General features: G+C 61.7%; 18 protein-coding genes and 1 pseudogene. 14 read left to right on the top strand and 5 right to left on the bottom strand.

The annotated features are described in order from the left end of the window. The first annotated feature begins 5 nt into the window (after nucleotides 1-5). The 8 genes from phnC to HJC04_RS28980 all read left to right on the top strand — a co-directional run bounded on the left by phnC (nucleotide 6) and on the right by HJC04_RS28980 (nucleotide 7,325). Nucleotides 6-851 (top strand): phosphonate ABC transporter ATP-binding protein, encoded by an 846-nt coding sequence (gene phnC, locus HJC04_RS29015; RefSeq protein WP_210629613.1) that lies wholly within the window; start codon nucleotides 6-8, stop codon nucleotides 849-851. Between the two features lie 86 nt (nucleotides 852-937). After that, nucleotides 938-1,843, top strand: coding sequence for a phosphonate ABC transporter substrate-binding protein (phnD, locus tag HJC04_RS29010; RefSeq protein WP_210629614.1), 906 nt, complete (start codon nucleotides 938-940; stop codon nucleotides 1,841-1,843). A 64-nt stretch (nucleotides 1,844-1,907) separates the two neighbouring features. Further along, a complete protein-coding gene (phnE, locus tag HJC04_RS29005; RefSeq protein WP_221147675.1) occupies nucleotides 1,908-2,867 on the top strand; it encodes a phosphonate ABC transporter, permease protein PhnE in 960 nt (319 codons plus the stop codon). 7 nt (nucleotides 2,868-2,874) lie between these two features. Next, nucleotides 2,875-4,218: a phosphonate ABC transporter, permease protein PhnE gene (gene phnE / locus HJC04_RS29000; protein ID WP_221147674.1), complete on the top strand. Its 1,344-nt coding sequence runs from the start codon at nucleotides 2,875-2,877 to the stop codon at nucleotides 4,216-4,218. A 141-nt stretch (nucleotides 4,219-4,359) separates the two neighbouring features. Further along, on the top strand, nucleotides 4,360-5,055 hold the full coding sequence (locus tag HJC04_RS28995) for a DUF1045 domain-containing protein (protein ID WP_210629617.1): 696 nt from the start codon (nucleotides 4,360-4,362) through the stop codon (nucleotides 5,053-5,055). Nucleotides 5,056-5,068: 13 nt separating this feature from the next. Continuing rightward, nucleotides 5,069-6,208, top strand: coding sequence for an alpha-D-ribose 1-methylphosphonate 5-triphosphate diphosphatase (locus HJC04_RS28990; RefSeq protein WP_210629618.1), 1,140 nt, complete (start codon nucleotides 5,069-5,071; stop codon nucleotides 6,206-6,208). Continuing rightward, nucleotides 6,205-6,801 carry a phosphonate metabolism protein/1,5-bisphosphokinase (PRPP-forming) PhnN gene (gene phnN / locus HJC04_RS28985; RefSeq protein ID WP_210629619.1) on the top strand — a complete coding sequence of 199 codons (597 nt, stop codon included), beginning with the start codon at nucleotides 6,205-6,207 and terminating at the stop codon, nucleotides 6,799-6,801. The genes HJC04_RS28990 and phnN overlap by 4 nt, the downstream gene beginning before the upstream one ends. Nucleotides 6,802-6,821: 20 nt before the next feature. Further along, on the top strand, nucleotides 6,822-7,325 hold the full coding sequence (locus HJC04_RS28980; RefSeq protein ID WP_221124358.1) for a GrpB family protein: 504 nt from the start codon (nucleotides 6,822-6,824) through the stop codon (nucleotides 7,323-7,325). A 50-nt stretch (nucleotides 7,326-7,375) separates the two neighbouring features. Here the strand turns inward: HJC04_RS28980 and HJC04_RS28975 are convergent, their stop codons facing one another. Next, a complete protein-coding gene (locus HJC04_RS28975) occupies nucleotides 7,376-8,086 on the bottom strand; it encodes a LysR substrate-binding domain-containing protein (RefSeq protein ID WP_311044190.1) in 711 nt (236 codons plus the stop codon). Nucleotides 8,087-8,113: 27 nt separating this feature from the next. Beyond that, nucleotides 8,114-8,275, bottom strand: a pseudogene (locus HJC04_RS32135) (LysR family transcriptional regulator); the annotation flags it as partial. Nucleotides 8,276-8,812: 537 nt separating this feature from the next. On the opposite strand from HJC04_RS32135, the gene HJC04_RS28970 reads away from it, so the two are divergent. From HJC04_RS28970 to HJC04_RS28955, 4 genes are all read left to right on the top strand, one after another. Next, entirely contained in the window at nucleotides 8,813-9,862 is a 1,050-nt protein-coding gene (locus HJC04_RS28970) for an ABC transporter substrate-binding protein (RefSeq protein WP_221147673.1), read from the top strand. Nucleotides 9,863-9,971: 109 nt separating this feature from the next. Further along, nucleotides 9,972-11,045: an ABC transporter ATP-binding protein gene (locus HJC04_RS28965; protein ID WP_221147672.1), complete on the top strand. Its 1,074-nt coding sequence runs from the start codon at nucleotides 9,972-9,974 to the stop codon at nucleotides 11,043-11,045. Beyond that, nucleotides 11,042-12,211: an ABC transporter permease gene (locus HJC04_RS28960; RefSeq protein WP_210629622.1), complete on the top strand. Its 1,170-nt coding sequence runs from the start codon at nucleotides 11,042-11,044 to the stop codon at nucleotides 12,209-12,211. The genes HJC04_RS28965 and HJC04_RS28960 overlap by 4 nt, the downstream gene beginning before the upstream one ends. Before the next feature lies 1 nt (nucleotide 12,212). After that, nucleotides 12,213-13,001, top strand: a complete 789-nt coding sequence (locus tag HJC04_RS28955) for an ABC transporter permease (protein WP_221147671.1) — start codon at nucleotides 12,213-12,215, stop codon at nucleotides 12,999-13,001. 58 nt (nucleotides 13,002-13,059) lie between these two features. Here the strand turns inward: HJC04_RS28955 and HJC04_RS28950 are convergent, their stop codons facing one another. Both HJC04_RS28950 and polA read right to left on the bottom strand, forming a co-directional pair. Beyond that, complete coding sequence (locus tag HJC04_RS28950) at nucleotides 13,060-15,429, bottom strand: DNA translocase FtsK (RefSeq protein WP_221147670.1); 2,370 nt, start codon at nucleotides 15,427-15,429, stop codon at nucleotides 13,060-13,062. A gap of 170 nt (nucleotides 15,430-15,599) precedes the next feature. Further along, nucleotides 15,600-18,599, bottom strand: coding sequence for a DNA polymerase I (gene polA / locus HJC04_RS28945; protein ID WP_210629625.1), 3,000 nt, complete (start codon nucleotides 18,597-18,599; stop codon nucleotides 15,600-15,602). A 404-nt stretch (nucleotides 18,600-19,003) separates the two neighbouring features. On the opposite strand from polA, the gene HJC04_RS28940 reads away from it, so the two are divergent. Then, nucleotides 19,004-19,420, top strand: coding sequence for a MarR family winged helix-turn-helix transcriptional regulator (locus HJC04_RS28940; protein WP_011423544.1), 417 nt, complete (start codon nucleotides 19,004-19,006; stop codon nucleotides 19,418-19,420). A 6-nt stretch (nucleotides 19,421-19,426) separates the two neighbouring features. Here the strand turns inward: HJC04_RS28940 and HJC04_RS28935 are convergent, their stop codons facing one another. After that, nucleotides 19,427-21,814: an EAL domain-containing protein gene (locus tag HJC04_RS28935; protein ID WP_221147669.1), complete on the bottom strand. Its 2,388-nt coding sequence runs from the start codon at nucleotides 21,812-21,814 to the stop codon at nucleotides 19,427-19,429. Nucleotides 21,815-22,025: 211 nt separating this feature from the next. Here HJC04_RS28935 and HJC04_RS28930 point away from each other — a divergent pair, with 211 nt between their 5' ends. After that, a complete protein-coding gene (locus tag HJC04_RS28930; protein WP_210629627.1) occupies nucleotides 22,026-23,414 on the top strand; it encodes a M20/M25/M40 family metallo-hydrolase in 1,389 nt (462 codons plus the stop codon). Nucleotides 23,415-23,619 lie beyond the last annotated feature (205 nt).

Here is a 23,619-nt window from a genome sequence, read left to right as displayed (position 1 = left end):
GCATGATGTTCGAGCTGAAGGATGTCACCCGCCGTTTCGGAAACAAGCTCGCCGTCGATGCCGTGACGCTCACCGTTGCCCAGGGCCAGATGGTTGGCATCATCGGCCGCTCCGGCGCCGGCAAGTCGACGCTGCTGCGCATGATCAATCGGCTGCAGGAACCGAGCTCCGGCTCCATTCATTTCGCCGGCGTCGAGGTCTCCGGGCTTCGCGGTCAGGCATTGCGCAACTGGCAGCGCGACTGTGCGATGATCTTTCAGCAGTTCAACCTGGTGCCGCGCCTCGATGTTCTCACAAATGTCATGCTCGGCCGCCTCAATCACCGCTCGACGCTTCTGAGCCTTCTCAACATCTTCACCCGGGAAGAACGCGTTCATGCGATCGCCGCACTGGAGCGCCTCGGCATCGAGCAGACGGCGCTGCAGCCGGCCGGCACGCTTTCCGGCGGCCAGCAGCAGCGCGTGGCGATCGCCCGGGCGCTGATGCAGAACCCGAGGATGGTACTCGCCGACGAGCCTATCGCCTCGCTCGACCCGCTGAACGCCAAGATCGTCATGGATGCGCTGCGCGACATCAACGAGCGCGAGGGCATCACCGTCATCACAAATCTGCATACGCTCGACACTGCCCGCAACTATTGTGAGCGCATCGTCGGCATGGCCGGCGGCCGCGTCGTCTTTGACGGCAAGCCCTCGGAGCTGACGGCCGAAGCCGTGAAGGCAATCTACGGAACGGACAAGGATGGCGCCGGCATCGACGAAACCATGACGTCGACATCCATCAATATCGCTGCCGAGCGGGCAGACAATCCATCCGCCGGCGCCCAACCGCTGGCATTGGCCGGTCTCTGAGCGGGACGGCCGCGATCGAACGCCCGCGTCAAGGGCACATTCTTCGTAACGGGAAGGCCGGAACACCGGTCGATAGGAGAGAACGCATGTTGAAGAAAGCACTCTTTGCGGCAACGGCGCTGTTCGCGCTCGCCGGCGCCGCCAATGCCGCAGACCTCAAGGAATTCCGCATCGGCATCCTTGGCGGCGAAAACGAAACCGATCGCCTGCGCAATTATGCCTGCCTTGCGGACCATCTGAAGCAGGAGTTCGGCTTCGAGAAGGTCTCGCTCTTCCCGGCCGCCGATTATGACGGCGTTATCCAGGGTCTGCTCGGCGGCACGCTCGACTTCGCCGAACTCGGCGCTTCCGGCTACGCCTCCGTCTACCTCAAGGATTCGAAGGCCGTTACGCCGATCCTGACGACGCAGCAGAAAGATGGTTCGACGGGTTATTACTCGATCGGCCTTGCACTGAAGTCCTCCGGTATCAAGACCATCAAGGACGCCAAAGGCAAGAAGCTCGGCTACGCCGATCCGGACTCCACCTCCGGTTACCTCGTTCCGCTGACGCAGATCCCGAAGGACACCGGCATGCCGAATGACAAGTTCTTTGCCTCGACCCAGTTCAACGGCGGGCATGAAAACAACCTGCTTGCCGCCTATGACGGCAAGGTCGACGTCGCAGTCGATGACTCGTCGGGCATCGGCGATTTCAAGGACGGCTACACCTCCGGCACCTTCCGCAAGGAAGTCGACAAGGGCGCCGTGGACCCGAACAAGCTCGTTGAAGTCTGGCGTTCGCCGCTGATCCCGAACGGCCCGCTCGTCGTGCGCAACGCTCTCGGCCAAGAGTGGCAGACGAAGCTCGCAGCCTTCTTCACGGCCCTGCCGGAAAAGGATCACAAGTGCTTCTCGGCTGTCGAAGGCGGCGACTACAAGGGCTATGCCCCGGTCAAGCACGACTTCTACAATGCTGTCGTCGAGGTTCGCAAGGCGGCCATCGGCGGCTGATCGCCTTTTCAATGCGGGGCGGCCGGCAACGGCCGCCCTTTGTTTGTTACCGCGGGGAGCGTCCATGACCATTGCCGATACACAGCCGCACGTGCAGAGCACGCAGGAGATCGCCACCGCCTGGGATCGGATGGTCGCGAAGCGCCGCTTTTATACCGTCCTTGGCTTGGTCATGATCGTTGCGGCATTCGTCAGCTCCGTCCGGTTCGCCGATGAGAGCAATGCCGGCCATTTCTTCGAGCGTCTGCCGCATCTTTTCGACTTCCTGAGCTGGCTCATTCCCAAGGATTGGAACGATGTCTGGCGCGCGCTGTTCGACATAGCCAGCGTCAACGACAGAGGCGGCGAGGAATTCAACTTCGACAAGGGCCGCGTCTACGTCTGGGGTGCCTTCTACATTCCGGAATATTTCGAGCTGATGATCGTCACGATCAACGTAGCGCTCATCTCGACCATCATCGCCTTCATCTTTGCGGTTCCCTTGAGCTTCTTTGCCGCGCGCAATCTCACGAATTCATGGCCGCTGCGCATCGTCACCAAGCGGCTGATGGAGTTCCTGCGCGCCTTCCCCGAGATTGTCATTGCCGGCCTGTTTTCGGCGATCCTGTCGATCGGGCCGGTCGCCGCCATCATAGCCATCACCCTGCACACGATCGGCGCGCTCGGCAAACTCTTCTACGAAGTCGCCGAAAACATCGATATGAAGCCGCATGAGGGGATGAAGGCCGTCGGCGCCAACTGGTGGGAGCGCGTGCGCTTCGCCGCCCTGCCACAGGTGCTGCCGAATTTCACCTCCTATGCGCTCTTACGCCTGGAGATCAACGTGCGCGCCTCGACCATCATCGGGGCCGTCGGCGGCGGCGGCATCGGCGAGGAGCTGAAGCTTTCGATCTCGCGCGGCTTCGGCGCCAAGACGATGGCGCTCGTTCTGCTGCTCTTCGTGACGGTCGTCGCCGTCGACCAGTTCTCCGCATGGCTGCGTCGCCGTCTCGTCGGCGAGCACGCTTTCCTTCCGCAACATTGAGGCCGCCATGACGGTGATTGACGCAAACCGCATGCATGAGATCGAAGCGCGCTATCCGGAATATTTCCACCGATCGTTCCGCCAGCGTTTCGGCGGGCTGATGATCCTCATTGCGACGCTGCTCTACGGGCTCTATGCCGTCTGGTTCTTCGACCTGCCCAAGCTCTTCGCCGAGGCCCATTGGGAACGCGTCGGCATCTATCTCAGCCAATGGGTGAGCTACGATGTCCAGCCGGACCTCCGCATCCAGGACGACGGCTCGATCGAGGTGCGTTATCCCCGCTTCTCACCGCTCGGCGATCATCCGCACCCGGACTGGGTGGTCAACAATCCCGACGGCAGCATCACCGTTTCCATCAGCGGCATCAGCCGCAGCGTCACCGTCTCAAAGAGCGAAACGATCGTGACCGCGCACGGCGTCAGCGTCCCCGTCGACGTATCGAGCGGCGCGCCTGAGGTGGTCGGGCCGGTGCCGAGCTGGATGACTGTTTATGACGACAACGTGCTTGCGGATCTCGGCTTTGCCGGCGACGTCAGTATTTCCGTCGATCGCGTGAAGGTCCGCAAACGCTTCCTCGGCTGGGCGAATTTCATCTTCGACACGCAATCCTCCTTCTTCGACAAACCGGTCGGCGAAGTCATCGGCCTCGTTGTTTCCGGCCCGCGCATCAAGCCCGACCAAACCAACCTATCGCTCGCCTTCGAGGATATCTGGAACAACAGCGAATGGCAGCATGGCGACGTCTGGACCAAGCTTTTCCAGACGATCGTCATGGCCTTTCTCGGAACGCTGCTCGGCGCGCTTGCCGCCTTCCCCCTCGCCTTCCTGGCAGCGCGCAACATCACGCCGAACCGCCTCCTGAACCAGATCCTGAAACGCTTCTTCGATTTCCTGCGCTCGGTCGACATGCTGATCTGGGCGCTGTTCCTGACGCGCGCCTTCGGCCCCGGGCCGCTCGCCGGCAGCGGCGCGATCTTCCTCACCGAGACCGGCACGCTCGGCAAGCTTTATTCCGAGGGGCTCGAGAATATCGACAACAAGCCGCGGGAAGGCATCAAATCAACCGGCGCCCAAACGGTGCTCGTCCATCGTTACGGCATCATGCCGCAGATCGTTCCGGTTATCGTCAGCCAGACGCTCTACCAGTGGGAATCGAACGTGCGCGGCGCGACCATCATCGGCGCTGTCGGCGCGGGCGGCATCGGCCTCAAACTCTGGGAGGCGATGCGCACCAACGCCAACTGGGAAAACGTCGCCTATATGGTCATTCTGATCTTGATCGTCGTCTTCCTGTTTGACGCCGCCTCGAACGTCCTGCGCCACCGGCTGATGGGCACGAAGACGCACTGACCGTTCGACGAGGGGCGACGGCGACGCTGCCGCCATCATCATTCTGTCACGGAAATCTTTTAGCCGGGAGCCTGCTTGCGGTTCGCCGCCAAATCACTGCACATTGCGCTCCCCGTTTCGACGATCCCCAGGATAAAAGCCTTGCGCTACGCTCTCTATTTCTCGCCGCCGAAGGATGATCCCCTGACCGGCGCGGCTTCGCTCTGGCTCGGCCGCGATGCTTTCACCGGCAAAACCTATCCTGCACCCGAACATGAGACACTCAGTGCGGCAGAGCAGTTCGAGCTGACCGCCGACCCACGCCGCTACGGCTTTCACGCGACGATCAAGGCGCCGTTTTCGCTTGCCGCTTCCGTCACCGAACGGGATCTCATCACCTTTGCCGAGGATTTCGCGGCGCGCACCCCGGCCTTCAAGATTCCTGAACTCGTGCTCGGCCAGCTTGGCCGTTTTTTTGCACTGGTTCCCGGTTCTCTTTACCAACCTCTTCAGGATTTCGCCGGAAAGGTGGTAAAATCCTTCGAACCGTTCCGCGCTACGCTTTCCGAGACTGATATCGCGCGACGCAACCCGGAGAAGCTCAGCGACAGCCAGCGCGCCAATCTGCAACGCTGGGGCTATCCTTACGTCATGGAGGATTTCGGGTTCCACATGACTCTGAGCGGCCAGGTGCCGGAGACACGCGCGGAGGTGATGAAAACGGTCCTGGCGGAGCGTTTTGCCGGTTTTACCGGCCGGCCGCTTTCGATTTCCGGCCTCGCCGTCTTCATCGAGGAGACGCGCGGCGCCCCGTTCAAAGTTCATTCCTGGCTGCCGCTTTCCGGCGCCAAAAGCTGAAAGACCTGACGATATGAGCAAAGAGACCGTCTTTTCCAACGCCCGCATCGTTCTCGAGGAGGACGTCCTTTCAGGATCGATCCTCATCCGCGACGGCAAGATCGTCGATATCTCCGAAGGCAATTCGGTAGCCGGCGAAGATTTCGAGGGCGACTACGTCATTCCCGGCCTTGTCGAGCTGCATACCGACCATCTCGAAGGCCATTATCAGCCACGTCCGGGCATCCGCTGGCACAAGACGGCTGCCGTCCAGGCGCATGACGCCCAGATCGTCACATCGGGCATCACCACGGTCTTCGACTGCCTGCGCATGGGCGCGGACGAGGACGGCGGCTTCGAACATGGCGAGATGCGCGAGATGGCCGACGCCATCCAATCGGCGGAGAAGGAAGGCAGGCTGCGCGCGGAGCACCTCCTGCACCTGCGCTGCGAGGTCTCGGCCGACAACGTGCTCGAACATTTCGCCGATTTCGAAAAGGATCCGCATGTGCGGCTCGTCTCGCTGATGGATCACGCGCCCGGCCAGCGGCAGTTCCAGACGATGGATCAGTATATCTTCTACTACCAGAAGAAGCGGGGCCTGAGCGATGAGGCTTTTGCCCGTTTCGTCGCCAAGCGCCAGGCGGAATCGGCGCGCAATTCGACGCCTCATCGCAATGCCATCGCCAAGGTCTGCGCCGAGCGCGGCATCACCGTCGCAAGCCATGACGACGCCACGCTCTCTCATGTCGACGAGGCGATCGACAATGGCGTGCGCCTCGCCGAGTTTCCGACCAGCTTCGATGCCGCCCGGGCATCGCACGAGCACGGCATGAGCGTGCTGATGGGCGCACCGAATATCGTGCGCGGCAAATCCCATTCCGGCAACATCGCCGCCCGCGATCTCGCCGAAATGGGCGTGCTCGACGTGTTGTCCTCCGACTACGTGCCGCTCAGCCTGCTGCATGCACCCTTCATCCTCGCCGACGAGGTGGAGAGCATCACCCTTCCGAAAGCGATCGCGATGGTGACATCGACGCCCGCCCGCACGGTCAGCCTCGACGATCGCGGCCGGATCGCGACCGGGCTGCGCGCCGATCTCGTCCGTGTCCACCGTTCGCACGGCGTGCCGGTCACACGCTCCGTCTGGCGCCAGGGACGCCGTGTCGCATGACCCCGCACGAACCACATGCAGCAGCCGGAGCCGAACGGGGCATCATGGTCGTCGTCGTTGGGCCGAGCGGCGCCGGCAAGGACACGCTGATGAACCTCGCTGCGCGACGTTTTGCCGGCCGCGACAATGTGCATTTCGCCCGCCGCGTCATCACCCGCCACCGTGACGCCGGCGGCGAGGATCATCTTTCCGTCTCTCTCCAAGGCTTTGCCGCCATGGAGCAGTCAGGCTCCTTCGCCGTCTGGTGGGAAGCGCATGGCCTGAAATACGGCATTCCGGCCGAAGTCTCGGTGGCGCTGTCGCGAGGCCACGTCGTCGTTGCCAACGGCTCGCGCTCGGCGCTTCACCGCTTCCAAGCCGCTTTCCCGCGGCTGAAGGTCATCAACGTCACGGCCCGTCCCGAAGTGCTCGCCAGCCGGCTGGAAGCGCGCGGCCGCGAGACACATGAGGACATCATGGCCAGGCTCGCCCGCGGGCCGCTGACCGTGCGTGGCGACTACGACGTCACGGAGCTCGACAATAGCGGCTCGCTCGAAGAAGCTGAGCAGAAGATGATCGCGATCCTGGACGGATTGTTGGCCGAAGTGCGCTGACGACAATCGCGAGGAAGGGCATGCGCGCCGTCAAAGTGGTCGACTACAACCCGTCCTGGCTGCGGCTCTTTGCCGAAATCAGCGCCGAGATCTCCATCCTGCTCGGCAATCTCGTGCTTTCCATCGATCATATCGGCAGTACGTCGGTTCCCGGCCTGGCCGCCAAGCCGAAGATCGACCTCGATATCGTCACGATCTCCGACGACGCTCTACCGACGGCGATCGATGCGATGCGCGCGGCCGCTTTCGTCTTCCACGGCGATCGGGGAGAGAAACGCTGGGCCTTCACCCGGGATCACCCGGGTTACGGATTCAAGCTCTATCTCTGCGGAGCCGATAATCGCGCGCACCGCGAGCGCATCCTGTTTCGCGACTATCTCAGGGAGCACCCGGAAAGAGCCCGGGCCTATGCCGAGCTGAAACGCCGGCTGGCTGTGGCGGCAGGCGGCGACTGGGATTTCTACACCGGCGGGAAGACCGGGTTCGTCAGTGAGACGGTGCGGCTGGCCATATCGGGAGCGTGAGATCGGCTGTGCGCCCTTTTTCAAACGAGGAAAGCGTGTTCCACCCCCTCCTATCGCCCCGGCTTGCTGGTTTCATCAGACGAATGACCGCCAATAGTTTCAGCGATTGACTGTTGCATCCATGCGCGGAACCGCGCCAAGGTCACTTCATTCCAGCGTTCTCGCGATCCGACGAAATAGTAGCCGCCGAGCCGAACATCCGTTTCGAGCAATTCGACCAGCCGCCCAGCGCGCAGGTCATCCGCAGCGATCAAACGCGTCGCAAGCGCTATTCCTTGGCCCGCGACCGCCGCATCGACCGTCAGATTGGCCGACCAAAGGCGCGGACCATTCAAAACGACTTCATGCTCGAAGCCGGCCTTGTGGAACCATTGGCGCCATTGGTCGCGGCTTTCCTCATGGATCAACGGCTGGCACACCAGATCATCGAGAGTGCGTATTGGGGCGTTCCTGCTGATCCATTCGGGGCTTGTAACCGGAAACATGCGGGGCCTCTCCAGCAAGATCCAGCGGACATTTCCTCTTGGCTCGTCAGAGTAGCGAATGTCCACATCGGCCTCATAACGCGTGAAATCCGGTTCCAGATCGGTTGCGCGCATCACGAAATCGATTCCGGGCAAGGCAAGCTGGAGCTGATTGAAGCGCGGCGTCAGCCAACGCGTTGCGAGGCCCGGCACGCACCAGATGCGCAACACGGTGCGGTTGACCGCTGGGCGCAATTCCGCCGTCGACTTGGCAATGAGGTCGAAAGCGATCCCCACGGTCTCGGCAAAAATCCGGCCTTCCGCCGTGAGCCTGATGCCGCGCGGTCCGGCATCGACAAGCCGTGTGCCAAGCCAGGCTTCGAGGTTGCGGACGTGACGGGATATGACGGTGTGGCTGAGATTGAGATCGTCCGCGGCCCTGCGCATCGAGCCCAGCCGGCTGACCGCCTCGAAAGCGCGCACCATGGATAATGGTGGCAAACGTCCGCGTTTCTGAACCCCTGCCGGTTCATCTGCCAACGATTTCCCTCTGCGCAATCCTGTCCCTCACAAGGAAAGTGGTTCGACCGAACCGAAGTCGGAATGCCGTCTACGCCTTCCATATTACACAGGCTTCGGACCTTCGGTGTAACGAAGAGTGGTGCACGGTGGTGCATATGATGCACCACTTACCGGTTACTTGACAATTGCGCTACCGGCCCCTTTTTCACCGGCGAGTCCCGTCGAATTCTGGGGCTTGAGCAATGCCTGGCCGTGGAGGTCGATTGGGAGCGGTGCATCCACGTCTCCACCGAGGGCAACAAAAAGCGCCTTTCCGCCCCTTGGGACATCCGCCAGCATTGTCCCTAGCAAAACCGTCCGCCTCTTGGAGATGACACATGGCAAGCCTGCTGCAGCCGGGCTTTGCTTATCCCACAGGCGCGGCTGACGAGATCGCCAACGATTCAGAAGATCGTGGCTGTCAACCAGGCGTCTGAGACGCTCAACAAACAGGGGAAGCGAATGAAACTCAAGAACAGGTCTACGATTGCAGCTCTGGGACTGCTGTCATTGGCAGTCGCTGCCGGGCCGAGCGTGGCCAGGGACCTCACCATAGCTTCCTGGGGTGGGAACTTTCAGGATGCTCAACGAAAGATTTTTTTCCAACCCTTTTCTGAAGTCACCGGCAAGCCCTTGCTCGATGAGGCCTGGGATGGCGGTATCGGTGTACTTCAAGCGAAGGTCAAAGCTGGCAATCCTTCCTGGGACGCCGTGGAGGTCGAGGCAGACGAGCTTGCGCTCGGCTGTGCAGACGGTCTTTTTGAAAAGGTGGACTGGAGCAAGCTCGGCGGCAAGGATGCATTCCTCCCATCCGCCGTCAGCGATTGCGGCGTCGGCTCCATCGTTTGGTCGACAGCAATCGCCTATGACGGCGCAAAGATTGCCAAGGGCCCGGAATCCTGGGCCGATTTCTGGGATGTGAAGAAATTTCCGGGCAAGCGTGCGCTGCGCAAGGGGCCGAAATACACGCTCGAATCCGCGCTGATGGCCGATGGCGTGCCGGCAGATCAGGTTTACGAGGTCCTGGCGACATCGGCAGGCGTCGACCGCGCCTTCGCCAAGCTCGACGCCTTGAAGCCGAGCCTCGTCTGGTGGACCTCGGGCGCCCAGCCGCTGCAACTGCTTGCCTCCGGCGAGGTTGCCATGACCAGCGCCTATAACGGCCGCATCACCGGCATCAACCGCTCGGAAGGCAGGAAGTTCAAGGTTGTTTGGCCGGGCAGCATCTACGCCGTGGACAGCTGGGTCGTCCTTAAGGGTGCCGAAAACAAGGATGCGGCCTTTGACTTCGTTGCCTTCGCTAGCAAGTCGGAAAATCAGGCCAAACTGCCGCAATATATCGCCTACGGTCTTACGAACACAGAAGCCGGCAAGACCCTGCCGCCCGACCAACTGGCGGACCTGCCGACGACCCCGGCCAACATGCAGGGTGCCGTCAGCCTCGATACAGACTTCTGGATCGACAATTCGGAAGCGCTGACCAAAAGATTCGACGCCTGGTTGGCACAGTAGCGGCACAATATCGCCCCACGGATCGCTCGTGCCGAGGATCCATGGGGGCTTCCGCACATCCTCGTCACTTCGTCTCCTTGAGAACCGATAATCCGAACGGAGGGCCGCCTTGGCTACGCCGCGCATACGCTTTGATAGAGTCTCCAAATCCTATGGCACGCTTCAGGTCGTCAAAGACCTGTCGCTCGACATCGAGAGAGGCGAATTCGTCAGCCTTCTCGGACCTTCGGGTTCCGGCAAGACAACCTTGCTGATGATGGCGGCGGGTTTCGAAAACCCAACCGGCGGCAGCATCTGTCTCGACGGCCGCCGTATCGACCATCTGCCGCCGCATCGGCGCGAAATGGGTGTCGTTTTCCAGAATTATGCACTCTTTCCGCATATGTCGGTCGCCGACAACATCGCCTTTCCGCTGAAGATGCGCGGTACCGGCCGCAGTGAGATCGAGGATCGCGTAAAACGAGCGCTCGACATGGTGCAGCTGTCTGCAATGAGCAGCCGCAAGCCGGCCCAGCTCTCCGGTGGCCAGCAGCAGCGCGTGGCACTTGCCCGCGCCCTGGTGTTCGAGCCGGCCGTCGTGCTGATGGACGAGCCACTTGGTGCGCTTGACAAGCAGTTGCGGGAACAGATGCAACTCGATATCCGCGCACTCCACAAACGTCTGGAGCTGACCGTGGTGTTCGTAACCCACGATCAGGCCGAGGCGCTTACCATGTCCGATCGCATTGCGGTCTTCGACCATGGGAACATTGAGCAGATCGGTTCGCCGCGTGATATCTATGACCGCCCGCAAACACGCGTCGTCGCCGAATTCATCGGCGAAACCAATCTGATAGAAGGAACGGTGAAGACGACGGGAGCAGCCGGGGCTTCCATCGAGATCGCCGATGGACGGCATGTGATGGTATCCGGCTACGGCTCCCTCTCGGTCGGAAGCCGCGTCCATATTTCGGTCCGCCCCGAGCGGATTTCTCTTATGGCCCGCGGCACCGGCTCTGCGATGAATGCCTTGCCGACGAAAATACTCGACAGCGTATACCAGGGCGATCACTTGCGGGTACAGCTTGACCACGATGCCTTCCGCTTCGTGGTTCGGACCGACAGGCGATCGGTGGAGTGGCCAGCCGGCGCCGAAGTGGTGGCGCATTTCGCACCGGACGATTGCTGGGTGATTGCGGCATGAGCGCTTTCCGTCAAAGCGTGGGCAGCCTCGCCCTCGTCCTTCCTCTTACCCTGTTCCTGGGTGTCTTCTTCATGTGGCCACTTCTGACAGTGCTCGAGCAGGCGGTGTCCGATCCTGTCGTCAGCCAAAACCTGCCCCGGACGACCGCCGCGGCCTCAACCTGGAACCGTATTTCCCCACCCTCCGACGACATGCAGACAGCGCTTGTCGACGACCTGAAATCGATCGACGACGATCAGAAGCTGGGCGAGGTGGTCCGAAGACTGAACAGCGCCCAGCCGGGCTTCCGCACTCTGATGAGAAAGACCGTCGCCGCGGTGAAAGACGGCGCTGGGGCGGCAACCCTCGGCGAGGTGGACGCGCGATGGAACGATGCTGCGTTCTGGAGAGCGATCGCCGAGGCGACCAATCCTTATACCGATCGCAATCTCCTTGCCGCGGTTGATCTTCAGCACGACACATCGGGAGCGATCGTGGCGATGCCGGATGGAGAGTCGGCCAATCAGGCGATTCTTCTAAGAACTTTCGGTGTGGCTGCCGTCGTGACCTTGGCGACATGCCTGACCGGCCTGCCATATGCGATGCTGGTCGCAGCCACCAGTGGCTGGCGGCGACAGCTTCTCCTTGCCGCGGTGCTCCTGCCGCTATGGACATCGCTGCTGGTGCGCACCGCGGCGTGGTACATTCTCCTGCAGGACAAGGGGCTTATCAACTCCTCCCTCCTGTCGCTCGGCCTCGTCAGCGACGCGTTGCCACTTCTCTTCAACCGAACGGGTGTCATTATCGCCATGACGCATGTTCTGCTGCCCTTCATGGTCCTCCCGATCTACAGTGTCCTCATCGCAATCCCTCGAAATCTCATGCCGGCGGCAGCCTCCCTCGGTGCGAGACCGATCCGGGCCTTCCTGCATATCCTGTTGCCTCTGACATTGCGCGGCATCGCTTCCGGCGGGCTGCTCGTTTTCATGGCAGCGCTCGGTTATTACATCACGCCGGCGCTCATCGGCGGGCCGAAAGACCAGATGATCAGTTCGGTGATTGCCTTCTACGCCACCGGCTCCGCCAATTGGGGCATGGCCGGCGCGCTCGGTATCGTGCTGCTTGCCGCGACCATCGTGCTCTATGGCGTCTATGGCCGGCTCACGACGAAGACGGCAGGTGCATGACATGATAGTTCGTTTGCTTAAATCTCTGTACGGCGCGGCAACGGTGATTTTTCTGCTGGCCCCGCTTTTGGCGATCCTTCCGATCGCATTTACCTCCAGCAGTTTCCTGGCCTATCCCATCCCTTCTTTTTCGACCCGCTGGTTTGCGGAACTCGCAAACGAGGACGCCTGGCGCCGGTCCATCGTCAACGGCCTGCTGATCGGTACGGGGACCACTCTGCTTTCAACCGTGCTCGGCATGCTGGCCTCGCTTGCGCTGCGCAGGCGCATTGTCTTCGGCTCAACGCTGCGGACAATGTTCCTTCTGCCGATGGTCGTTCCAGCGGTCGTGCTCGGCGTCGGGCTTCAAATCCTATTTGCCAAGCTCGGATTTCCGAATACCTTTGCGGCCGTCATCATAGCGCATACCGTTGTCGCCGTCCCCTTCGTGCTGATCAGCATTACCGCATCGCTTGAAGGTATCGACTATCGTGTCGAGCGGGCGGCGACGAGCCTGGGGGCTTCCCCGGCAAAGGTCTTCTGGAAAGTGACGCTGCCGCTCGCCATGCCGGGCGTGCTGTCGGGCGCGGTGCTTGCTTTTGCCACCTCGCTTGATGAAGTCGTGCTGACATTGTTTGTTGCCGGCCCAAATCAGTTGACGCTCGCGCGCCAGATGTTCTCGTCGATTCGCGAAAACATCAGCCCGGCCATCGTCGCTGCGGCATTTCTCTTCATCCTCGGAACGGTCTTTCTCGGAGGCCTGCTGGCCGTCGTGCACAAACGCGCCGCCCGTTCCACAATCGTGGGATGATCCGGGGCTATGGAGTGCAGCGCCTCACGTCGAGCCGTGATGGCGCTGCTCATGCCGATCAATCGCCCTCGCTCCGTCCGGAAACGATCTCGCGCTTGCCGACATGGTTTGCCGGGCCGACGAGACCTTCCTTCTCCATGCGCTCGACGAGCGAAGCGGCTCTGTTGTAACCGATGCCGAGGCGGCGCTGGATATAGGAGGTCGAGCACTTCTTGTCGCGCATGACGACCTTGACGGCCTGCTCGTAAAGCTCATTGCCATCCTCCGAAGCCATGGCGCTCTTGTCGAAAACGGCGCCGGCGTCTTCCTCTTCCGGCTCTTCCTCCTCGTCGGCCGTCACGGTGTCGAGATATTCGGGGCGCCCCTGCGTCTTCAGGTGCGCAACGACTTTCTCCACTTCGGCATCGGAGACGAAGGGACCGTGGACGCGGGCGATGCGTCCGCCGCCCTGCATATGCAGCATGTCGCCCTGGCCGAGCAGCTGTTCGGCGCCCTGCTCGCCGAGGATGGTGCGGCTGTCGATCTTCGAGGTGACCTGGAAGGAGATGCGGGTCGGGAAATTCGCCTTAATCGTGCCGGTGATGACATCGACCGACGGGCGCTGGGTCGCCATGATCAGATGAATGCCCGCGGCACGCGCCATCTGCGCCAGACGCTGGATCGCGCCCTCGATCTCTTTGCCGGCGACCATCATCAGATCGGCCATTTCGTCGACGATCACGACGATATAGGGCATCGGCGCAAGATCCAGCTCTTGGCTTTCCTCGATCGGCGCGCCGGTCTGCCGGTCGAAGCCGACCTGGACCATGATGTGGATGGTCTCGCCCTTTTCGCGCGCCTGGGAGACGCGGCCATTGTAACCGTCGATGTTGCGCACGCCGAGGCGCGACATCTTGCGATAACGCTCCTCCATTTCGCGCACGGCCCATTTCAGCGCCATGACCGCCTTCTTCGGATCGGTGACGACGGGCGTCAGCAGATGCGGAATGCCGTCATAGACGGAAAGCTCAAGCATCTTCGGGTCGACCATGATCAGTCTGCATTGCTCCGGCGTCATGCGGTAGAGCAGCGACAGGATCATCGTGTTGATGGCGACCGATTTGCCCGAGCCGGTGGTGCCGGCGACGAGCAGGTGCGGCATCTTCGCGAGCTCGGCGATCACAGGCTCACCGCCGATGGTCTTGCCGAGTCCGAGCGCCAGCTTATAGCCGCTCTTGTCGAAATCCTGGCTCTCGATCATCTCGCGGAAATAAACTGTTTCACGGGTGACATTCGGCAGCTCGATGCCGATGACGTTGCGGCCGGGAACGACGGCGACGCGAGCCGACAGCGCCGACATCGAGCGGGCGATATCATCGGCCAGGCCGATGACCCGCGACGACTTCACGCCGGGCGCCGGTTCGAATTCATAAAGGGTGACGACGGGGCCGGGGCGGACATGAATGATCTCTCCCTTGATGCCGAAATCCTCAAGCACGCTTTCCAGAAGGCCGGCATTCTGCTCCAGCGTCTCCTGCGACATGATCTCGCCGAGACGTTCAGGCGGCTCCTGCAAAAGAGCGCGCGGCGGGAATTCATAACCCGATGCATCGATCTTTTCAGGCCTCGCCGCAAGGCGCGGCGACGGCAGGACTGCGGCGACCGGGGGCGTAGGCCGAGACACGGGGGCGGCCTGGGGCACGAGGGCAGTCTGAGACTCTGGGGCGGCCTGAGGCACCGGCGTGACCTGAGGCATCGGAGCAGTCTGGGGCGCGGCCTGCGGCGCCGGTGCAGTCGCCGCCTCGCGGGTAGGCACGGGCCTTTCCAGGGAAATGGCCGCCGACGGGCGCGGAGCTACCGGCGCGGGCGCTGCAGCCGGCGGCTGGACCGGTCGGAATGCCGCCTGAGTGGGCTTCGGCGCGCCCGGGCGCCATTCCATGATGCGAAACAGCGAGGTAATTGATTCGGGCGCGGTCTCGATCTTCGGAAGAATGATCGAGGGCGCGCGTACCGGTTCGCCCTCCTCGAAGGCCATGACTTCCCAGAAGGCAAAATCGGAAATCGAAGACAGTTCGGAAGCGACGCGCAGGGTGGGAGCCTCCAGCGCGGCGGCCGGCGGCTGCGGCGTCTCGGTCGTCTGAGCCGGTGCTGCGGCAGCTCCAGCGGGCTCCGGCAGGTAGATATCGAAGGGCACGTCGACCGTGACCGGTTCTATCCGTATCGCCTGCTGTTCCGCTTCCGGTTCGCTGCGAACGGGCTCGTTCGACGGGCGGCGGCGGCTGATCAGCGTTTCGGGCGTGCGGGTGAAGCGAACATTCGGCGCGAGCGAGAAGTTGCTCTGCCAGATCGGCGCCGGCGGCCTCTCGCCTGGATTTTCCTCCGGAAGCTCCGTTTCAATGCCGCTGGAAAAATCTGCGGCATCCGTCAAATTGGTTCTGGGAAAACGCATGCGTCCGCTACTCACTCATGCCTAACAAACTACGACCCTACCGGGATAGAAAAGGAAGGTTAATAAGTTCCTTCCAGCCGTATCGTTCCGATACGAACCAGGGAAGCACATCGTCGTGAATTCAATAAGTTAGGGGAAGCGGAAAAATCTTTTTCGTTTTGGGGAGGCGGTTAATGCGCCTCGTCCCAATTGCTGGCGGCGCGAGCATCGACCTTGAGCGGCACGCGCATTTCGAGCGCCGGCATCGTGGCGTTTTCCATGACGGAGACAATGACCGGCATCGCCTTTTCGACGTCCTCGTCCTCGACCTCGAAAATCAGCTCGTCATGCACCTGCAGCAGCATGCGCACACGCTCGGCAAGACCGGCTTCGGCCAGCGCCGGCTCCATCTTGATCATCGCCCGGCGGATGACGTCGGCAGCAGAGCCCTGGATCGGCGCGTTGATCGCCGCCCGTTCGTTGAAGGCGCGCACCGAAGGGTTGGAGGAGCGGATTTCGGGATAGTTGATGCGGCGGCCGAAGATCGTTTCGACATAACCCTTGTCGCGGGCCATCGCCTTGCGGCTTTCCATATAGTCGCGGATGCCGGGGAAGCGCTCGAAATATTTCTTGATGTAGTCGCCGGCTTCCGAGCGCTCGATCGAAAGCTGGTTGGCGAGGCCGAAGGCGGAGATGCCGTAGATGATGCCGAAATTGATCGCCTTGGCGCGGCGGCGCACCTCACCCGGCATGCCTTCGACCGGCACGCCGAACATTTCCGAGGCCGTCATGGCGTGAATGTCGACGCCATCCTCGAAGGCCTTGGTCAGCTGCGGGATCTCGGCCACATGGGCGAGCACCCGCAGTTCGATCTGGCTGTAGTCGGCGGAGATCAGCTTGTGACCCGGCGTCGAGATGAAGGCGGTGCGGATCCTGCGGCCCTCTGCGGTGCGCACCGGAATGTTCTGCAGGTTCGGTTCGGACGAGGACAGGCGCCCCGTGGTCGTCGAAGCCAGCGAATAGGAGGTGTGGACCCGCCTGGTTTCCGGATGGACATAGCCCGGAAGCGCGTCGGTATAGGTGGATTTCAGCTTGGTGAGCTGGCGCCAGTCGACGATCTTGCGCGGCAGCTCGAAACCGGCGGCGGCGAGGTCCTCGAGCACCGAGGCGGAGGTCGACCATTGTCCGGTCTTCGTCTTGCTGCCGCCGGCAAGTCCCATCTTGCCGAACAGGATGTCGCCCAGCTGCTTCGGCGAACCGATGTTGAAACGCTCGCCGGCGAGCTGGTAGATCTCGTCTTCCAGGCGCGCCGCACCCTGAGCCAGTTCGCCTGACAGCCGCGACAGGATCTGCCGGTCGACGGTGATGCCGCGCGCTTCCATACGCGCCAGCACCGGCAGCAGCGGCCGCTCCAGCCGCTCGTAGACGCTGGTCAGCCCCGTCGCCGCCAGCCGCGGCTTCAACACCAGCCACAGGCGCAGCGTCACGTCGGCGTCTTCAGCGGCATAATGGGTGGCGCGGTCGATATCGACCAGATCGAAGGTGACGTTCGCCTTGCCGCTGCCCGCCACATCCTTGTAGGGGATCGGCGTATGGCCGAGGAATTTTTCCGAGAGCGGATCCATGCCGTGAGCGCCGGTGCCGGCGTCGAGCACATACGAGATCAGCATCGTGTCGTCGAAACTCTTCGTCTCGATGCCGTAGCGCTTCATCAAGAGGTAGTCGTATTTCAGGTTCTGGGCGATCTTGAGGACCGATTCGTCCTCCAGCAATGCCTTCAGCCGCGGCAAGGCGTCACCCATGGGAATCTGGTTGTCGGCCAGGCCGCCGCCGAGCAGATCGCCGACGCCGTTCTTGTGGGCAAGCGGCACATAGGCGGCGCGAATCTTCGTTCCAGTGGGATCGCTGACATTGTCGGCGATCGCCATCGCAAAACCGACAAGCTCGGCCTGCATCGCATCCAGCGACGTGGTCTCGGTATCGAAAGCCACGAGGCCGGTGTCGCGCGCATCGGCGATCCATCGGTCGAGCGCCGCCAGATCGCGGATCGTCTCATAGGTCGAATGATCGAAAGGCAGCGCCGCAAAAGCCTCGGCCCGCGCTTTGGCTAGATCCGCCGGCGAAAAAGCGCCTTCGACACCGCTCTTTGCCTTCGCGCGCGGCGGCACGGGCACCGATTCGCCCGAAACGTCGGGGATGCCGCCGGCAACGGGCTCCGGCTCGGCCGCATCGAGATCGGGACCATGGGCCGCCTTACCCCATTCGATAGGGACGACCGCCGGTTCGATGGCGCTCGCATCGCAATCGCAGACTTCGGCGACGCGTCGGGTCAGCGACGTGAATTCCATCGTCTTCAGGAAGCCGATGAGCTTCGGGCCGTTCTGCGGTTCCAGCACCAGCGCGTCGAGATCGAGATCAAGCGGCACGTCGGTGCGCAGCCGCACGAGTTCGCGCGAAAGCCGCGCCATCTCGATATTGGCAAGGATCGTCTCGCGGCGTTTGACCTGCTTGATCTCGGTGGCGCGATCGAGCAGCGTGTCGAGATCGCCATATTCCTCAAGGAGCTGGGCAGCCGTTTTCGGGCCGATGCCGGGAATGCCGGGAACATTGTCGACGGAGTCACCGGTCATCGCCTGCAGGTCGATCATCTTTTCCGGCGGCACGCCCCATTTCTCGACGACATCGGGAATGCCGATCTGCTTGTCCTTCATGCTGTCGTACATGTGGACATTTGAGGTGACGAGCTGCATCAGATCCTTGTCGGAGGAAACGATGGTGACATCGGCGCCCGCCGCCTCGGCCTGGCGGGCGTAGGTGGCGATGATATCGTCGGCCTCGAAGCCTTCGGTCTCGATGCAGGGCAGGTTGAAGGCGCGGGTCGCCTCTCTTATCAGGCCGAATTGCGGGATGAGCTCTTCCGGCGGGGCCGAGCGGTTCGCCTTGTAGGCGTCATAGAGATCCTTACGAAAGGTCTTGGCGGAATAGTCGAAAATGACGGCAAGATGGGTCGGCGTTACGCCGACATCGGTGTTGCGCGCATCCCTCAAGAGCTTCCACAGCATGTTGCAGAAACCGGAAACGGCGCCGACCGGCAGACCGTCGGTCTTGCGTGTCAGCGGCGGCAATGCGTGAAACGCCCGGAAGATGAAGCCGGAACCGTCGACTAGGAAGAGATGATCGCCTTTTTTCATGCGTGCATGGATAGCGCGGGCAGGAAACCAGGTCCATATAAAGTTCGGTGCACCAGGAGCGGAACGGATTTCCGCTCACCAAACTGTTACCAATTTGTAACGTACCGTGACCCTTGAAAAACCACATTCGTAGCCACAAATCCATGTCACCGGCGCTTGATCGCGTCGCGGGTCTGATTACCGGCTTGTCCCCCGCCGCATCAGGCTTGGACAAAGGCCTTATCCCCCTCTCCGGGCCTTTGTCCCCATTTTAAAGTCGCCATGGCCAACCTCCAGGTCATGGCGACTTTTATTTTCCAGGTCCGCGCAGTTCCGGCTTACATTTTTTGCAGCATCCTCTGCGATTTGCTGCATTGTCTCCGGCACGGTTTTGAGCCTAACTTGCAATCATGGGATTTAACCGCATGGATTCGGGAGCTTACCTTGCCAGCCAGCTGGCGAAGGGTTTTGCCCGCTCGCTGCACCAGCGCGCGGTAGGGCTCGGTTTCTCTCCCGGCCAGTTTCCCATCCTGCTGGAACTCTGGGCCGAGGATGGGCTGACCCAGAAACAGCTTCTCGACCGAGTTGCTATCGAGCAGGCGACCATGGCCAACACGCTTTCGCGCATGGTCCGCGACGGGCTGATCGAACGCCGGCCGCATCCGTCCGACAAGCGGGCGCAGCTGATTTTCCTGACGCCGAAGGCCCGTGCCATGGAGGCTGAGGCGATCGAGACCGCGCGTGAGGCGGACCTGGCGCTGTTCAAAGGCTTTCGCGGATTCGAGCGCGAGCTGACGCTCGAATATATCCGCCGGCTGCTGGAAAACGCCAAGGCGCTCTGACCGGGACTACTCGCAGGCAAGACGCGTAGGTCGCCGCCACGGTGTTGACAGCGCGTCGGAGTCGGCCGTCGAGGACAGAAGACTTTTGCGGGCGGCGAGCTTGATGCTCGGCTCGATATCCGGCTTGCCGAGCAAAAAGCCCTGTACCTGGGCGCAGCCTTCTTCGACGACGATCTGGCGCTGCGTCTCGGTTTCGACGCCCTCCGTTACGACAGGCATGCCGAGGCTGTGGCCGAGACCGATGATTGCGCGCACGATCGAACGTGACGCAGCGTCATGTTCCAGCATGCCGGTGAAGCTGCGGTCGACCTTGATCTTGTCGAACGGGAAGGTTCGCAGGTTGGAAAGCGAGGAAAAACCGGTGCCGAAGTCGTCCATGACGATGTGAACACCCAGACTGCGCAGGCGCTGCAGCGTGGCCATCACCCGATCGCGGTCACGGATGAGAGCGGCTTCGGTGATTTCGATTTCCAGCCGGTCGGGCGCGAGCCCCGTTTCCTCGAGGATTGCCTCGATCCGCTCGCAAAGGTTCGGCAGCATGAACTGCACCGGCGAGACATTGACGGCGATCGTCAGCGGATGCGGCCAGCGCGCAGCCTCTGTACAGGCCTCGCGCAGCACCCATTCGCCGAGCTGGACGATCGATCCGCTTTCCTCGGCGATTGGAATGAAGACATCCGGCTCGCTGATGCCGTGCCCCGGCCGGTTCCAGCGCATCAAGGCCTCATAACCGCTGACCTCGCCGCTAAGCGCACCGTAAATCGGCTGATAGCAGACATGGATCTGATTGCGGGTGATGGCGTGGCGCAGTTCGCTTTCGATTTGGCGGCGGGCTCGCGTGGCCTCGTCCATTTCCGCATCGAAGAAACACGCCTTTCCGCGGCCGCCGTGTTTGACCCGATAGAGTGCGATATCGGCATTGTTGCAGATCTCGTCGACATCACGTCCGTCGGCCGGGTAAAGGGCGATGCCGAGGCTGACGCCGACGGCGGTGGGGTCGCGCGCCGTATCCATCTCGGCGGCGAATTCGTCGAGGATCGCGGCTGCGAGCTTCTGTGCGGCCGCCGGTTGCTGTCCGGCGGGCTGGATGATGGCAAATTCATCGCCACCGAGACGGGCGATCGTATCGCTTTCATCAGCGACGCGACGGAGAATCGAGGCGACCTTGCGGAGAATTCGGTCGCCCTCGGCATGGCCGAAAATATCGTTGACGCTCTTGAACCGATCGAGATCGATGTAGAAGAGAGCCACCTTGCTGCTCTTTCGTTCGGCCATCTGCAGCGCCTGGCGGATGCGCGTATCGAACAACGACCGGTTGGGAAGATCGGTCAGAACATCGTGGTGGGCGAGATGTTCTATCATCTCTTCGGCCTGCCTGCGCTCCGTCAGATCGCGCACCGCCAGCACGTCACAATTGTGACCGCGATAGACGATCCGGCTCGTATTCACTTCGACGGCGATCTCCTTGCCGCTGCTGGTGCTGAGCAAGGTCTCGCCGGGCCTGTTCTGCCCCTGGATGACGGTCAAGGCAGCGGACGCCGCCTTGCCGGCAAGATCGGCAAGCTTCCAGCCGGAAAGAGCCTGGAAGCGTTCATTGGCATCGATGATCCTGCCATCGCGCAGGATCAGCAATCCTTCCTGTGAGGCATTGGCGAGCCCTCTCAGATCCGTCAGATGGCTTTCGATAAAGACCACCGCGATAGCGGTCAGAATGAGAGCGGTCGCCGCTACCACCACGATCGCCGCCAGCAGACTGGTATCGAGCACCATCGCCGGAACCTCTTTGCCGGGATCCGGCACGAGCGTGATGCTTGCCATCGAAATGAAGTGGAGAGCGCAGATTGCAAGGACGAAGGTGACGGACGAGGTGAGGAGCCGCCTCGGGCCCCTCCACTGGAAGAAGGCGTGGAAGGCAGCGCTCGACAGCAGCGCCCCCGCCAGAACCGCACTCAGCGTCATGTAGGGATCATAGACGATTACCGCCTGTGTCTCGATCGCCTGCATACCGGTCAGGTGCATCGAGGCGATGCCGAGCGCCATCAGGACGCCGCCGCGGATTTGCGAAAACCTGCCGCGGCTCTCCGAAGCGACGACGATCGCCGCCCACGAACCGGCAACCGACAGGAGGAAGGAAAGCGCCGTCAGCCCCAGTTGGTAGCTGATCGGCATGCCGCCGTCATAGGCCAGCATCGCGATGAAGTGCGTTGCCCATACGCCGGTGCCGAAGGCGAAAGCCGAGGCGCCGATCCAGAGCTTGCGGCGCCCGGCATCGCATTCTTGAGCGCGCGAAAGCGGCAGCATTGCTGCCATCGCGCCGACCAGACAAACCGCGGCGGCCGCAAGTACCAGCCGCCAATCATGATCGTCCCGAATACATGTAATGACCGAAAACATCCGTCCCCCCGAACAGCTGAATTCAGTCAGATTATTTAGGTTGTACTAAATAACTGTAAATTGAATTAGAAGCTTCTTCTATATTAACCGGCAATCTTCTTGCACCCCGATCCGGATATGGCCGCGTTCGCGCCGCCCATTTTGCTTTTCCGCCTCGCCTGCCTTCCTCGTTTGGTCTATCGTCCGGCCAAATTTCAAAAAGGAGTCGACAATGGCGGATCTACAACAGGTGCTTGCGCGCGCGGATCACAACCTTTCCTCAAGCCTCGAAAAGCTGTTCGAGCTTCTGCGCATCCAGTCGATTTCCACCGATCCCGTCTACAAGGCCGAATGCCGAAAGGCAGCCGAATGGCTGGTCGCCTATCTCGAAGGCCTTGGCTTTACCGCCTCGGTGCGTGACACTCCGGGCCATCCGATGGTGGTCGCCCACCATGGCGGCGCTTCCGCCGACGCGCCGCATGTGCTTTTCTACGGCCATTATGACGTGCAGCCGGTCGACCCGATCGAGCTCTGGGAAAACGATCCCTTCGAGCCATCGATCAAGGATGTCGGCGATGGCCGCAAGATCCTGACCGGGCGCGGCACCTCCGACGACAAGGGCCAGTTGATGACCTTCGTCGAAGCCTGCCGCGCCTATAAGGAGATCAACGGCGCACTTCCCTGCCGCATCACCATTCTGTTCGAGGGTGAGGAGGAATCGGGCTCACCGTCCTTGAAGCCTTTCCTCGAAGCAAACGCCTCCGAACTCAAGGCCGATTATGCGCTTGTCTGCGATACCGGCATGTGGGACCGCGATACGCCGGCAATCGCCGCGGCACTGCGCGGCCTCGTCGGCGAGGAGGTGGTCGTGACGGCCGCCGACCGCGACCTGCATTCCGGCCTCTTCGGCGGTGCTGCGGCCAATCCGATCCATATTCTCGTCGAGGCGCTTGCCGGCCTGCATGACGAGACGGGCCGCATCACGCTCGACGGTTTCTACGACGGCGTCGAGGAAACGCCCGACAACATCAAGGCGTCATGGGAGACGCTCGGCAAGACGGCCGAGAGCTTCCTCGGTGAAGTCGGCCTTTCCATTCCCTCCGGCGAAAAGGGCCGGTCGGTGCTGGAACTCACCTGGGCAAGGCCGACGGCCGAAGTCAACGGCATCTGGGGCGGATATACCGGCGAAGGCTTCAAGACGGTCATCGCCGCCAAGGCCTCGGCAAAGGTTTCGTTCCGGCTCGTCGGTACCCAGGATCCGGCTGCTATCCGCGAAGCTTTCCGCAGCTATGTCAGGTCGAAAATTCCGGCCGACTGCTCGGTGGAATTCCATCCGCATGGCGGCTCGCCGGCGATTCGTCTCTCCTATGATTCGCCTGTTCTGACCAAGGCGAAGACGGCGCTTTCCGACGAATGGCCGAAACCTGCCATCGTCATCGGCATGGGCGGCTCGATCCCGATCGTCGGCGATTTCCAGAAGATGCTCGGCATGGAATCACTGCTCGTCGGTTTCGGTCTCAGCGACGACCGCATCCATTCGCCGAACGAGAAATACGAGCTTGTTTCCTATCACAAGGGCATCCGCTCCTGGGTGCGTATCCTTCAGGCACTGGCCGGCTGAAGGGCAATGGCGTGCCTGACCAGGAAAACAAAAACAAAAGGCCGGTCGCCCGGCCTTTCGTCATCCGCTCGGCTCGGTGCCAGTTCATCCGTGGTCAAGGAGCAAGCAGGTATTGACGCCAGATTGCAGCCGCAAGGTTAACAGAGCGTTAATGCTTCGAACGCAACCGATTTCCGGGACGAGCATGAGAGCACAAATCTCCCCC

The organism is Rhizobium sp. NLR8a, from assembly GCF_019685235.1.
GTDB lineage: Bacteria > Pseudomonadota > Alphaproteobacteria > Rhizobiales > Rhizobiaceae > Rhizobium.
The sequence above is the reverse complement of the archived record's forward strand: the minus strand, read 5'-3'. Positions and strand labels throughout refer to the sequence as shown.